This window comes from Dickeya chrysanthemi NCPPB 402 (genome assembly GCF_000406105.1).
GTDB lineage: Bacteria > Pseudomonadota > Gammaproteobacteria > Enterobacterales > Enterobacteriaceae > Dickeya > Dickeya chrysanthemi.
In genome coordinates this window covers 2,140,835-2,153,981 of record NZ_CM001974.1, presented here as the reverse complement: position 1 = coordinate 2,153,981, position 13,147 = coordinate 2,140,835, and the positions used below count along the sequence as shown (strand labels likewise).

General features: G+C 54.0%; 11 protein-coding genes and 1 pseudogene. 8 read left to right on the top strand and 4 right to left on the bottom strand.

Features of this window, described 5'->3' with window-relative positions; translation table 11 throughout:
• Positions 1 to 156: 156 nt before the first annotated feature.
• Entirely contained in the window at positions 157 to 906 is a 750-nt protein-coding gene (locus tag DCH402_RS09650; RefSeq protein WP_040000891.1) for a MipA/OmpV family protein, read from the bottom strand.
• A gap of 451 nt (positions 907 to 1,357) precedes the next feature.
• Between DCH402_RS09650 and yeaG the strand changes: the two genes are divergently transcribed.
• From yeaG to DCH402_RS09620, 6 genes and pseudogenes are all read left to right on the top strand, one after another.
• Complete coding sequence (gene yeaG, locus DCH402_RS09645) at positions 1,358 to 3,292, top strand: protein kinase YeaG (protein ID WP_012769928.1); 1,935 nt, start codon at positions 1,358 to 1,360, stop codon at positions 3,290 to 3,292.
• Positions 3,293 to 3,328: 36 nt separating this feature from the next.
• Positions 3,329 to 4,606, top strand: a complete 1,278-nt coding sequence (locus DCH402_RS09640) for a YeaH/YhbH family protein (RefSeq protein ID WP_040000890.1) — start codon at positions 3,329 to 3,331, stop codon at positions 4,604 to 4,606.
• A 195-nt stretch (positions 4,607 to 4,801) separates the two neighbouring features.
• Positions 4,802 to 5,605 carry an ATP-binding cassette domain-containing protein gene (locus DCH402_RS09635; protein WP_050583288.1) on the top strand — a complete coding sequence of 268 codons (804 nt, stop codon included), beginning with the start codon at positions 4,802 to 4,804 and terminating at the stop codon, positions 5,603 to 5,605.
• A gap of 4 nt (positions 5,606 to 5,609) precedes the next feature.
• The gene (locus DCH402_RS09630) at positions 5,610 to 6,428 is read left to right on the top strand and encodes an ABC transporter ATP-binding protein (RefSeq protein ID WP_040000889.1); all 819 of its coding nucleotides are present in this window, start codon (positions 5,610 to 5,612) and stop codon (positions 6,426 to 6,428) included.
• Positions 6,429 to 6,447: 19 nt separating this feature from the next.
• Positions 6,448 to 7,963 (top strand): annotated as a pseudogene (locus DCH402_RS09625) (ABC transporter substrate-binding protein).
• Positions 7,960 to 9,708 carry an ABC transporter permease subunit gene (locus DCH402_RS09620; protein ID WP_050583287.1) on the top strand — a complete coding sequence of 583 codons (1,749 nt, stop codon included), beginning with the start codon at positions 7,960 to 7,962 and terminating at the stop codon, positions 9,706 to 9,708. The pseudogene DCH402_RS09625 and the gene DCH402_RS09620 overlap by 4 nt, the downstream one beginning before the upstream one ends.
• An 85-nt stretch (positions 9,709 to 9,793) precedes the next feature.
• On the opposite strand, the gene DCH402_RS09615 is transcribed toward DCH402_RS09620, so the two are convergent.
• Positions 9,794 to 10,042: a GlsB/YeaQ/YmgE family stress response membrane protein gene (locus DCH402_RS09615; RefSeq protein ID WP_040000888.1), complete on the bottom strand. Its 249-nt coding sequence runs from the start codon at positions 10,040 to 10,042 to the stop codon at positions 9,794 to 9,796.
• Positions 10,043 to 10,359: 317 nt separating this feature from the next.
• Here DCH402_RS09615 and DCH402_RS09610 point away from each other — a divergent pair, with 317 nt between their 5' ends.
• Positions 10,360 to 11,049, top strand: coding sequence for a DNA/RNA non-specific endonuclease (locus DCH402_RS09610; RefSeq protein ID WP_040000887.1), 690 nt, complete (start codon positions 10,360 to 10,362; stop codon positions 11,047 to 11,049).
• A gap of 423 nt (positions 11,050 to 11,472) precedes the next feature.
• Here DCH402_RS09610 and DCH402_RS09605 read toward each other — a convergent pair whose 3' ends face one another.
• Complete coding sequence (locus DCH402_RS09605) at positions 11,473 to 11,811, bottom strand: YebY family protein (protein ID WP_040000886.1); 339 nt, start codon at positions 11,809 to 11,811, stop codon at positions 11,473 to 11,475.
• Between the two features lie 234 nt (positions 11,812 to 12,045).
• On the opposite strand from DCH402_RS09605, the gene DCH402_RS09600 reads away from it, so the two are divergent.
• Complete coding sequence (locus DCH402_RS09600) at positions 12,046 to 12,444, top strand: hypothetical protein (RefSeq protein ID WP_040000885.1); 399 nt, start codon at positions 12,046 to 12,048, stop codon at positions 12,442 to 12,444.
• Between the two features lie 189 nt (positions 12,445 to 12,633).
• Here the strand turns inward: DCH402_RS09600 and ftnA are convergent, their stop codons facing one another.
• Positions 12,634 to 13,128: a non-heme ferritin gene (gene ftnA / locus DCH402_RS09595; protein WP_040000884.1), complete on the bottom strand. Its 495-nt coding sequence runs from the start codon at positions 13,126 to 13,128 to the stop codon at positions 12,634 to 12,636.
• Positions 13,129 to 13,147: the final 19 nt, after the last annotated feature.

The following is a 13,147-nucleotide window of genomic DNA, read 5'->3' as shown; positions in this document are numbered from 1 at the left end:
CCTCAGTTGCGCCATTAATGTGCAAATGGGGTGAATCCACCCCATTTTTGTGCAGCCGATGCACAACCTTTTGACATTAAAGCCCCTGCCATACGTCAGCGGGTCGGCTTGCTTACCCAATCCCCATTTGGGCGATCGTCCCGTCTCAGGTATCGCTTAGAAACGATAACTGACGCCGCCCCCCAGCATCAGGTTATAGCTTTTATCCACCATCGGGCTGTCTTTGACTTCATCCGATAGCCGGATATAGCGCCCGCTCACCCAGGAACTCCAACTGGCATTGATTTTATACCCGGCATTCAGCTCGACGTACGGCGACCAGCTATCATTCGGCTGGTAATTACGTAATCCGGAACGCGCCGATTCATCGCCAGTGACGCCATAATAGTAACGATTCTGGTTTTCACTCGACCAGGTAATCCCGACGCCCGGCGTCAGGCTCCAGTCGCCATCATTGAAACGGTACAGGTAGGCGGAATCCCACACCAGGCCGTTGCTGTAATCCAGCGTGTCTCCCGCAAGCGTAGTCCGCAACGTTCCCCACCGGGCGTCATAGCGGTAAGCCACCCCCGCCATCAGCGTGCCGCGTCGGCGTTCAAGCTGCTTCATCTGGTTATCATCGCTATCGCCCGGTTTAAAACCGAAAGGGCTGTAATAGGCGGTCAGCGATAACTTGTTTTGCTCGTCGTTCCACAGGTAATACCCTCCCTGCAAACCACGCAGATAAAGGCTCTCGCTGTCGTAATTCACCATAGGAAAAGGATAAACGTGCCCGCTATCGCCACGGTATATCGGCGTTTCGCCGACAGCGCCCAGCCCCAGGGAAAACTCGTCCGCCGACGCAGTGGGAACTGCACCGGTTCCCGCCAGCATCGCCGCCAGGGCGGTTAATACGTATTTTTTCACGGTGGTCGTACTCCCTTCAATGTTACGTATTTGATCACATTCAGCACAATAGCAGCACCGGAGTCCTACATACATCACATTAATGTGAAAGATACATAAGTTATAACGATTTCATCTGTCTGCCGTCACCCCGCATCGGGTCTGCGTTGGGCGATAAAGAAACCGGGTTTTGCGCTGTCATGCCGAAGTGAGTCATTGAAATATCTTAAAAATGCGACGTAAGAATAGAGGCAATTTTATGGATGCAAACTACGCTTTAAACAAGGCAGAGGATTTCTACTGATTACAACGGGTCGTCGGTTATCCGATGATCAGTGACCAGTCAAGTTGGCATAAGGGTTGCTGTATTTCAGTACGAAGTCTTCTTCCGGGAGAGCCATCCATTACATAGGCTTTATACATACCATTCGCTCTCTTACTCTGTGTTAATCGACGAAGGACGGGCAACGCTATGAACATATTTGATCATTATCGTCAGCGTTACGACGCTGCCAAAGACGAAGAGTTCACTCTGCAAGAGTTTCTTACCATCTGTCAGCAAGATCGCAGTGCGTATGTGAACGCTGCCGAGCGATTGTTAATGGCTATCGGTGAACCTGTCATGGTCGACACCGCTCAGGAACCGCGTCTGTCTCGTTTGTTTTCCAATCGGGTAATTGCCCGCTACCCTGCGTTCGAAGAGTTCTATGGCATGGAAGAAGCCATCGAACAAATCGTTTCTTATCTGAAACACGCCGCGCAAGGGCTTGAAGAGAAGAAACAAATCCTCTACCTGTTGGGGCCGGTGGGCGGTGGTAAATCATCGTTGGCCGAACGGCTGAAAGCGCTGATGCAGCGCGTTCCTATTTATGTTCTCAGCGCCAATGGTGAGCGCAGCCCGGTCAATGACCATCCGCTCTGCCTGTTCAACCCGCAGGAAGATGCGTCTATTCTGGAGAAAGAATACGGTGTTCCACGCCGCTATCTGGGCACCATCATGTCACCCTGGGCAGCAAAACGGTTGCAGGAATTCGGCGGCGACATTACCAAGTTCCGTGTCGTCAAAGTATGGCCGTCTATCCTGGCCCAATTGGCGATTGCTAAAACCGAGCCGGGCGACGAAAACAACCAGGACATTTCAGCGCTGGTGGGTAAGGTGGACATCCGCAAACTGGAGCATTTCGCACAAAACGACCCGGATGCTTATGGTTACTCCGGCGCGCTGTGCCGCGCCAACCAGGGCGTGATGGAATTCGTGGAAATGTTTAAGGCGCCGATCAAGGTGCTCCACCCGTTGCTGACCGCCACGCAGGAAGGTAACTATAACGGCACCGAAGGCATCGCCGCCCTGCCGTTCAACGGGATTATTCTTGCGCACTCCAACGAATCCGAATGGGTGCAATTCCGTAACAACAAAAACAACGAGGCCTTTCTCGACCGTGTCTACATCGTCAAAGTGCCTTACTGCCTGCGGGTTTCCGAAGAAGTCAGAATTTATGACAAGCTGTTGGTAAACAGTGAGCTGAGCCGCGCCCCCTGCGCTCCTGGTACGCTGGAAACGTTAGCGCGTTTCTCCATCCTGTCGCGGCTCAAAGATCCGGAAAATTCCAGTATCTACTCAAAAATGCGGGTATACGATGGCGAAAGCCTGAAAGATACCGACCCGAAAGCCAAGTCGTATCAGGAGTACCGCGATTACGCCGGTGTCGATGAAGGCATGAAAGGGCTTTCCACCCGTTTTGCCTTCAAGATCCTCTCGCGCGTGTTCAACTTTGATCACAGCGAAGTGGCGGCCAACCCGGTCCATCTGTTCTATGTGCTGGAGCAGCAAATTGAACGGGAACAGTTCCCGCAAGATGTGGCGGAGAAATACCTGGAACACCTGAAAGGCTACCTGATTCCCAAATATGCCGAGTTCATCGGTAAGGAAATCCAGACGGCTTACCTTGAATCTTACTCGGAATACGGCCAGAACATCTTTGATCGTTACGTGACCTACGCCGACTTCTGGATTCAGGATCAGGAGTACCGCGACCCGGATACCGGCCAGCTGTTTGACCGTGAATCTCTGAACGCTGAACTGGAGAAAATTGAAAAACCGGCGGGCATCAGCAACCCGAAAGATTTCCGCAACGAGATCGTCAACTTTGTATTGCGCGCCCGCGCCAGCAACAACGGCCGTAATCCGAACTGGACCAGCTATGAAAAACTGCGTACGGTCATTGAGAAAAAGATGTTCTCCAATACCGAAGAGCTGTTGCCGGTGATTTCGTTCAACACCAAAACCTCGACGGAAGAGCAGAAAAAGCACGACGACTTTGTCGATCGCATGATGGAAAAAGGCTACACCCGCAAACAGGTGCGTTTGCTGTGCGAATGGTACTTGCGCGTGAGGAAGTCATCCTGATGCCGGACATCGACAGGCATGTCGTTTGGGGGAAACATGGCCTATTTCATTGATCGGCGTTTGAACGGCAAAAACAAAAGCGCGGTTAACCGCCAGCGCTTTTTGCGCCGTTACAAGTCGCAAATAAAACAGTCGATTGCCGGGGCCATCAACAAGCGGTCGGTCACCGACGTGGAAAACGGGGAGTCTATCTCGATTCCCAACGCGGATATCAGTGAACCGATGTTCCATCAAGGGCGGGGCGGAGTCCGCCACCGGGTACACCCCGGTAACGATCATTTCGTTGAAAACGACAAGATCGAACGCCCTCAAGGTGGCGGCGGTGGCGGTGGCTCAGGCCAGGGCGATGCCGGCCAGGATGGTGAAGGTCAGGACGATTTTGTGTTCCAGATCTCCAAAGATGAATATCTTGACCTGCTGTTCGAGGACCTGGCGCTGCCCAACCTGAAAAAAACCGAGCACCGGCAACTGAACGAGTACAAAACCCACCGTGCGGGGTACACCGCCAATGGCGTCCCCGCGAATATCAGCGTCGTGCGTTCTTTGCAGAACTCGCTGGCGCGTCGCATGGCGATGACAGCGGGTAAACGGCGCGAGCTTCACCAGCGCGAAGAAGACCTGGCATTGCTGGAAAACACCGAACCGGCTCAACTGCTGGAGGAGGAACAGCTACGTCAGGAGATCGCCGAGTTACGTCAGCGCATCGCCAGCGTACCGTTTATCGATACCTTCGACCTGCGCTACAAGAATTACGAGCGCCGGCCGGAGCCGTCGAGCCAGGCGGTGATGTTCTGTCTGATGGATGTTTCTGGCTCTATGGATCAGGCCACCAAAGACATCGCCAAGCGTTTTTACATCCTGCTGTATCTGTTCCTGAGTCGAACCTACAAAAATGTGGAGGTGGTGTATATCCGCCACCATACGCAGGCCAAGGAGGTAGATGAGCAGGAATTCTTCTACTCTCAGGAAACCGGCGGCACCATTGTCTCCAGTGCCCTGAAACTGATGGAGGATGTCGTCAAAGAGCGTTATAACCCTGCGCAGTGGAATATTTATGCCGCGCAGGCTTCCGATGGCGATAACTGGGCGGACGATTCGCCGCTCTGCCGTGAGTTACTGGCCACCCGCCTGCTGCCGGTGGTGCGTTACTACAGTTATATTGAAATCACCCGCCGATCTCACCAGACGCTGTGGCGGGAATATGAAGCGCTGCGAGAGAGTTTTGATAACTTCGCCCTGCAGCACATCCGCGATCAGGACGATATTTATCCCGTCTTTCGCGAAATCTTCCACAAACAAACGGTCGATAACTAACCTGACCTGTACAGCCGGCGTGTTACGCGCTGGCTGTTTTTTCCTGTTGTCATTGCCTCCCAAACCGTAGCCACGCGGTACGCCGAACGTCTGGTTCACGCTCATCTGATTTCCACATCGACCGACGGGTTTTTATTTTAATTGATATGTTATAACATATTATTTGAAATAAATATTCACATTCCGGGGTGCCGTGTGCTGGATGTCAAACAATTAACACTTTGTATTGACGGTAAAAACAAGATTGATGACGTCAGCTTCTCTCTGGCGCCCGGTGAACGTGTCTGTCTGCTGGGTGGGTCCGGCTCCGGCAAATCGCTGACTGCACGTTGCCTGCTGGGGGTGCTGCCCGTCGGCGGCCAGCTCAGCGGCAGCATTCGACTTCAGGGTAAAGAAGTGGCCAATATCGCCTTGTCACAGCGCCCGCCCTGTGAACGTCCGGCCGCGATTTTTCAGGATTCCGCCACATCGCTTAACCCGTTGTTCAGCATTGAAGCCCAATTTCGCATGGCGCTCAGGTCTCAACCCGCCCCACAGGTATTACCCGACCTGCTGCGTGCCGTCGGCTTTACCGATCCGCAAACCGTGCTGATGCGCTATCCCGGCGAACTTTCAGGCGGCCAACGTCAGCGTCTGTGTATTGCATTGGCGTTGCTGTGCGAACGGCCGTTGCTGATCGCCGATGAGCCCACGACGGCGCTGGATGTCGTCACGCAAGCGCAGGTTCTGCAAACCTTACAGACCAGGCTGCAACAATCGCCGCGCACCAGCTTGCTGTTCATCACCCACGACATCACGGTGGCCGCCATGATCTGCCAGCGCGCACTGGTTATGGAAAACGGTCGTCTGGTTGAACAAGGCGACATGCGCCAATTGCTGAATGCGCCCCGCCATACTTATACCCGCGCTTTGATTGCAGCCGCGCGGCAATCCTCTGTCGGCAACCGGCACGATCCCCATACGGTCACACCGACCATCCCCTGGTCACAGGCCAGTTGATACCATGAGCAATAATACGATTGGCGAACTACGAAACGCCCCTTTTTTACAGTTGCATCGCATCAGCCATCAGTATCGGGCTGCCGGTGGCTTTATGCGCCGAGCCACCGTCACGCCGACACTGCAACATGTCAGCCTTGATCTTCACGCCGGAGAACGCGTGGCATTGGTTGGTGCATCCGGCAGCGGCAAATCCACCTTACTGAAAATCTTGCTGGCGCTGGAAGCCCCGTCGCAGGGCGAAGTGTGGTGTCAGGAACAGCAAGTACACCCGGATCGGGTCTCCCGCTTGCGCTGGTATCGGCGACTGGTGCAGTACATCCCGCAAGACCCGGCAAGTTCGCTGGCGCCACATGCTTCGGTATTCGCGCTGATCGCCGAACCGCTGCGGCAACTAGGAGCAACGGAGAACCTCAAACAGACGGTCTGTACCGCGCTGGAGCAGGTTGAACTGCCACTCACCGTGTTGCACCAGCGCGCGGAATCACTCTCCGGCGGTCAGGCTCAGCGGGTCGCGATTGCCCGGGCAATTGCGCTCCGCCCGGCATTCCTGCTGGCCGATGAGCCGGTCAGCGGGCTCGACCTGCCCTTGCGTCAACAAATCACCACGTTGCTCGATTCGCTATCGCGCCGCCACGGGATGGGATTGTTACTGGTTTCTCATGACCTGTCGGTGGTGACATCGCTTTGTCAGCGAGTGCTGGTTATGTACCACGGCCGCCTGGTGGAAGACCGCCCATTACCCGACCTACTCGCCGAGCCGTTTCATTTTCACACTCAGGCATTACTGGCAGCCGTGCCGACGCTGCCCGTTTTTGATTGAACTTTCACCATCATAAGGAATGCGTATGTTTCACTCCCCCACGCTGGTCGCCATACTGGCATCCGCCCTGTTACTCACCGGCTGTTTTGACAAACAGCAACCCGCCGCTGCCGGTGCGGACGGGCTGCGTATTCGCCTGGCCATGTTATTGCCGCCCCGTTCAGCGCTGTCGCCATTCAGCGATGACGCCTTTAAGCTGTCGCGTTGGCGTACCGGTGAGACACTGGTCGTGCTTGATGCTAACGGTGACGCACAACCTGCACTGGCTACGCGATGGCAACAGTTGGATGAACTCACCTGGCGTTTTACCCTGCGCGACGGCGTGAAATTCCACGACGGCAGCGATTTCACTGCCGGCGCGGTGGTTAAAGCGCTAACGGCCGCCATGCATGCCGCCCCCAAACCACGCATCCTTGATGGCGTAACACTTAACGTAACGGAGGATGACCCTCACACAGTGCGGATCACTACCACGACCCGCGATCCGCTGTTACCGCAGCGCTTATCCAGCCCCCAGTTGACTATTCTGTCTCCCGCCGCTTACGGTGCCAACGGCGTGGTCAGCCCGATTCGAACCGGCACCGGCCCTTTCGTGCTGACGCAGCTTAACGGCACCAGCAGCGCCAGGCTCGACCGGTTTGACGGCTACTGGGGCAACAAAGCCGCCGCGCCGGGTATCGATGTTGATTTTGTTCCGGATAGTGCGGCGCGTACCGCGGCGTTGCGTACCGGCGCGGCTGATCTGGTAGAAGCCATACCGGTTTCACAGGCGCCGCTGCTGGACCCTGGCTTGGTCCATGAGGTGCCGATGCCTCGCACCAATACGCTCTACCTCAATACCCGTCGCGGTGCATTCAGCAATCCCGCTCTGCGTGCGGCTGCACGCGATGCGATCCAGCGGGATATCCTGGTAAAAAAACGTTTACGAAAACCGCGCCGATGCGGCGAGTGGGCTGTTAGGCCCGGCGATTCAATGGGCGGCAGCGTTGCGCCAGCCAGTCAACGCCCCTGTCGCCACCTCAGCCCCGAACGGTGCAACCATCACGCTGGCGACATTCAGCGACCGGGCGGAGTTACCGGAAGTCGCGGTTTATCTGGCACAACAGTTGACCGCCGCCGGCTTCACCGTGAAACAAGAAGTCCGCGAATACTCGCAGATAGAAGCGGATGCGTTAGCCGGCCATTTCGACGCCTTTATCTTGTCTCGCGCCACGGTATTGGATTCCGGCGATCCGGTCGCTTATCTGTATAGCGACTTTTCCTGCAAAGGCTCATTCAATATTTCGCAGTTGTGTAATCCGGCGGTAGACGACGCCCTGAAGCAAGCTGCCGCGACCCCGGCCGGTGAATCCCGACGTCAGGCGATCATGACTGCCGAGCAGTTGATTCTCTCGACCAATGCCGCTATTCCGCTACTGCACGAGCGGGTGATTCAGGGTGAATCTGCGCGTTTGCGTCAGGCCATTCGGGACCCACGTGAGCGCACATTGATAGACGTACAGACGCACATCGACGGAGCCTATACCAAACCATGAGTAACCCGCAGGCCCTGCTACCGCCAATAGCCATACTGTCTTCGTCGCTGTTGGTTATGGCTTCCCGTCTGCTGACGACGCTGGCCATTATCGTACTGGTCGGGTTGCTGCCCTGGCTATCCGACGCCGATCCGGCACTGAGCCTGTTGCGTGCCCGTTCCAGCGAGCAGGAAGCCACGGCGGAAGCGCTGGAAGCCATTCGTCAGCACCTCGGCCTGTCGCAAGGGCCGTGGGTCTTTCTGAAACAATGGCTAAACGGTTTAGTGCAGGGCGATGTCGGCGTATCCTGGGTATCCGGAAAACCGGTATTGCCCGGTATGCTGGAGGCTGCCGGCGTATCGCTGACGCTGATGTTGGCGGCGTTAACGGTAGCCGCCGTACTCGCGCTGTTACTGAGTTGGCCGACCCTGAAGCGTGGGCTGGCCGGCGATAACCGGCGCAGTAACGGCATTCTGGCTACCGCCCTCACCGCGATGCCGGAATTTCTGTTGTCGTCGTTTTTACTGATCATCGGTGCGGTCTGGTTACAAATCCTACCGCCCTATGGCTGGCAATCATGGCAACATCTTGTTTTACCGGCACTGGCGCTGGGCATACCGGCCGGCGGCCTGCTCGGTAAGTTATTCAGCGATGCGTTAGCCGCCACCTTCAGCGAACCCTGGTTATTAACCTGGCATATGGCCGGTTTTTCGCGGCGCGACTGCCTGTCCGGCGTCGTACGTCGCGCCCTGCCGGCGATTTTGCCTCAGGTTGGTCTGGTACTGGTTGGGCTAACCGGAGGCGCAGTCGCGGTAGAAAAAGTGTTCGCGATACCGGGGCTGGGGCGAGCAACATTAGGCGCCGCCGCCGCGCAGGATTTGCCGCCGTTGCAATGTGGCGTGTTGATTCTGCTGGTGATAGCCGTCATAACGGGCAGCATTATCTCTCTGCTACACCGCATCCTGCTTGGACAAGCATTGGATAACGGCTCGCTGTCCACACCTGCCAGCGCAATTGCCGTGATAAACCGCCATTATCGCCTGCCGTTCATGATCATGCTGTTGCTGGCGGTCATCGTCCTTAGCGGCCTGCCACGCGATCCGTTTAGCTCCGATTTTACCCGGCTGCAACCACCCGACGGGTCATTGCCGTTTGGTGCCGATGCCACCGGCCGCGACATGTTGGCTCGGGTTGCGCATGGTGCGCTCGCAACCTTGCTCACTGCGGCGGCGGTGACAGGTTGTTGCTTGTTGCTGGGGGTGTTCATCGGGTTGTTTCCCCGCCTGCTGAGCGGCCCGGCCGAAGCGGCCAACGCCATACCGCCGGTTATCGCGGGTATGGTCGTCGCTGCGCTGTATGGCCCTTCTACCTCCGGTGCGGCGTTCGCGGTGGCGCTGGTGGCCTGGGCACCGCTGGCGGCGCATACTGCGGCGCTGGTCACTGAAATCAACGCTCAGCCATATATCCGCCTTACACCGCTATTTGGCCTAAGTCGTTTCACCTGCGTCATTCGCTATATTATTCCGGCATTGATAGGCCCCGTCACACGCCATGCCATGTTGCGCCTGCCCGGTATCGCACTGGCACTGGCATCGTTGGGTTTTCTGGGGTTAGGCGAACAACCGCCCTCCCCGGAATGGGGGCGCGTTCTGGCCGAAGGCATGCCTTACGTCGAACGTGCGGTCTGGACGGTTTTACCGCCTGTTTTCGCGCTCATCCTCTTATCCGTATTGGCGGTATCACTCAGCCAATCCTCTCGCCGTTAATAGCCGGCATCAGGTAGCTGATAACACGCACCTGATGCCGCCCCCCACAGGCGGAATACCAACGGGGAATAGATGAAAGATAATCTTAGTCGCGTACCCGACGGTAAATCCACAGTGCGACGATCGCACCAACCACCGCCACGGCAAAGCTACCGATATTAAAACCATCCACTTTACCGAAACCAAAAAAGGTGCTGAGCCAACCGCCGACGACCGCCCCGACGATGCCCAGCAATACCGTCATGATAAAACCACCACCGTCTCTGCCCGGCATAATCCATTTAGCCAGAATGCCCGCAATGAGACCGAAAATAACCCATGAAAGAATTCCCATCGTACCCTCTCTGTTAGTATTGACCCTGCTTCAGCAAGCGTAGCACATGATTTTTCGTTTATTTTTTCCTACTGTATACATCTGTGTCACGGCATATTGCCGCAGGTACCGTATTGCCCCTGCATAATCGCTTTCCGTCGAGAGAGATTGTTCGGTGACAGAGAGATGAACCCGACGCACGCGATTATTCGGGCGGTAAACAGAATAATTATTCGGTCGCACCAAGGCGAATATCAACATGCTAACCAGCGAGGTCGTTACCGTTGATATTCCGCCAGATGATGTTTCCCACTGAATATCGATAAGAGAGCAAAATAATGGCAATAGCTTCGATGACCCGCTATTTATTGGTATTAATACTGATAATAGCCAGCTCACCGGGAATAGCCGGTCGTTCGCTATGTCCTGGAAATTTTATTCATGATGAGACACCGGACATTCATTATGATGAAGAAATCTGTTTTACAGCTTTTGCTGTCTTGTATAGCTATGCGAATAAAGGCCCCGTTATTTCTGCTGAGCATTTAACGGCGGAGAGGGTCAAAGCGGCAGACAAACTTCCCCGGCGGAATGCCTTTCATCGTGAGCAACAAATCCCTACAGCAGCACAATCATCAAGTAGTGATTATGAATACTCCGGGTACGATCAGGGCCATATGACGCCGGCTGGAGATATGCCTGACGCTCAAACACAGCATGAGTCATTTTCAATGTCGAATATGACACCGCAATTACCGAAACTGAACCGACTATCCTGGCGTAAAACAGAAGCATTTGTTCGTAAACTGGCGTTACAGGATGGTGAAGTCTGGGTAATTACCGGAGCCCTGTTCGGTAACGAACGTATTGGTAACGGTGTATCCGTCCCAACGCTGATTTATAAGGCAGTCAGCAGCCAATCCGGCCAACAGGTTTTTGTCGGTGACAATACCTCCGGCGAGGTCACCTCGCTTTCCATCAGAGATTTTTATACGCAATACGCCATCGCCCCGTTTCCGCACCAATAAATCATGGCCGCCAGCGCTTATTTCTTGTTACAACATTGTTATTGAAAGGCTGGTGTTGCGACAGATAATGGTGATTATCTGATCGTTGCGATTTACACCGGGTACGGATTTTCGGAAAAATTTCGGACATTTTCGGGCCAACTGATATTTTTTATTTAAAAATCAACAAGATAAAAAAAGACCGAACACGATTCCTGTGCCCGGTCTAGGGAAATGGCTCTTAGGAGAGAGCCGTGCGCTAAAAGTTGGCATTTGTTGCAGGCGTCATTTCAGCCTGCACTTTAAGCGTAGACGACTCACTTTCGTTTTCCAGTCTGGCCCATTTTTTGAACAGTCAATTCCGAAACAATCTGTACACTTTGTGACAACCAACGCAAACCCGCGCATTCAGGATCCACAGTCGTCTTCGGCGTGCTATGCGCACTACTGACAGAGGCTTTGCGCCCGGTCGATAAAAGGTTGCAGACTCATCTTTTGCCCTGGGTGCTGCGGATCTTCCAGCAAGATAGTTTCCAGCGGGCTGGCGTTTACCTTACCGGCTTTGACCTGCTCGCGCGCAACCTCATTGAGGGGATACTGCACCAGTGTGCTGGGGTTAATCACAAACATGGCGTGACCAGGGCGACAAATCAACTGAACTTCCTCACGGTTAAATGCCCAACGCGAGCCATATTCCAGCTTGCTCAAATTAGCCAACTGCGGGGCAGCGAATGCCTGGGCCGACAGCACAGAGACAATAAGTGACAGCACTACTTTTTTCATCGTGATATTCCATGTAAAGCCCCCAGAGGCTGTACCACCGGGGGCAGCGATGTGCTATGGGTGATGTAAGCGGTAAATCCGTCTTTCCAAAACCGGGATCATAGCGACCCGCATTGATGAAGTCGAGTTGACGATACCAGCACAGTAATCAGGGAAATACGTTGATGGTTAATACGCCGTTGATATTGCATTCGGCATACTGCGGCGGGGGTATAACAGACGAGATCATCAATAATGAGAAAAATCATTTTCGCCGTTGCTACATCGTTAGTATTGGCAGGCTGCGCAACACAGCAACCACCCACACCGATACAGATCCAAACCGCTGATTATGGGACATTGCCGGCAGATTATAAAAAGCAAATACACGCGTATTGCAGTTTTGCACTTAAAGATCCCTATAGTGCTCGTTATGTATTCATGACGCCATACAAAGGTTATTTGGAAGAGGGGTCGAAATTATCATCCAAATATAAAGTTACGTTTGGATGGGTGGTTCCTGTCTGGGTAAATGCGAAGAATGGATTCGGTGCTTACATGGGAAAAAGCAAGGTGTTATTTATGTTCGCTGAAGGAAAAGTTTATAATTCTTCGATTAACAAGTCATTTGGTAACGTCGTGCCTGTTATTTAAATGTTATACCCTAAATTAAATAGTTCGGGTTGCAGGGCAAAACCCAGGTATAGCCGAGTAAGAAAGCCAACGCACCTGCAACTTGAAGTATGACCGGTATATATCAATAAACCCAAGCTATGGGCGATGGGAAAAACGGCAGCTAAACACCCTATCGGGCAGCAGGTCATCCTGCTGCCCCAGTGGCTATCAGGCCGACGGTGCTACCGAGGTTGCCATTTTTTTCAGGTCCTGATCAATGAAGAACAGGCCGCCTTCCTGAGCATTCACCATACCCAGTTTGTCGAGAATGGATTTGAACAGCTTTTCCTCTTCATGTTGTTCAGCGACATACCATTGCAGGAAATTGAAGGTCGAGTAATCCTGCAATGTCATGGCCGCATGAGCCAGTTCATTGATTTTCTGAGTAATCAATTGCTCATGTTCATAAGTCAGCTTGAATACATCCTGCAGCGAATCGAAATCCACCGGCGGCGCAGCAATCGCCCCCAACACCGGCAGACTCCCCGTATCGTCCAGATAATCGAACAGGCGCTGCATGTGATCCATTTCTTCGCGAGAGTGTGATTTGAGAAAAGCCGATGCCCCTTCAAAACCTTTGTCGCCACACCAGGCGCTCATCTGCAGGTACAAATTAGCGGAGTAAAACTCGAGGTTGAGCTGTTCATTCAGCTTTTGAATCATTTCTTTTTTAACATGACCG

Excerpts from the sequence above, each read along its gene's own strand:
- ftnA (WP_040000884.1), bottom strand. The coding sequence starts at position 13,128 with ATGATTCAAAAGCTGAATGAACAGCTCAACCTCGAGTTTTACTCCGCT.
- DCH402_RS09620 (WP_050583287.1), top strand. The coding sequence starts at position 7,960 with ATGAGTAACCCGCAGGCCCTGCTACCGCCAATAGCCATACTGTCTTCG.
- yeaG (WP_012769928.1), top strand. The coding sequence starts at position 1,358 with ATGAACATATTTGATCATTATCGTCAGCGTTACGACGCTGCCAAAGAC.
- DCH402_RS09630 (WP_040000889.1), top strand. The coding sequence starts at position 5,610 with ATGAGCAATAATACGATTGGCGAACTACGAAACGCCCCTTTTTTACAG.
- DCH402_RS09605 (WP_040000886.1), bottom strand. The coding sequence starts at position 11,811 with ATGAAAAAAGTAGTGCTGTCACTTATTGTCTCTGTGCTGTCGGCCCAG.
- DCH402_RS09600 (WP_040000885.1), top strand. The coding sequence starts at position 12,046 with ATGAGAAAAATCATTTTCGCCGTTGCTACATCGTTAGTATTGGCAGGC.
- DCH402_RS09640 (WP_040000890.1), top strand. The coding sequence starts at position 3,329 with ATGGCCTATTTCATTGATCGGCGTTTGAACGGCAAAAACAAAAGCGCG.
- DCH402_RS09615 (WP_040000888.1), bottom strand. The coding sequence starts at position 10,042 with ATGGGAATTCTTTCATGGGTTATTTTCGGTCTCATTGCGGGCATTCTG.
- DCH402_RS09610 (WP_040000887.1), top strand. The coding sequence starts at position 10,360 with ATGGCAATAGCTTCGATGACCCGCTATTTATTGGTATTAATACTGATA.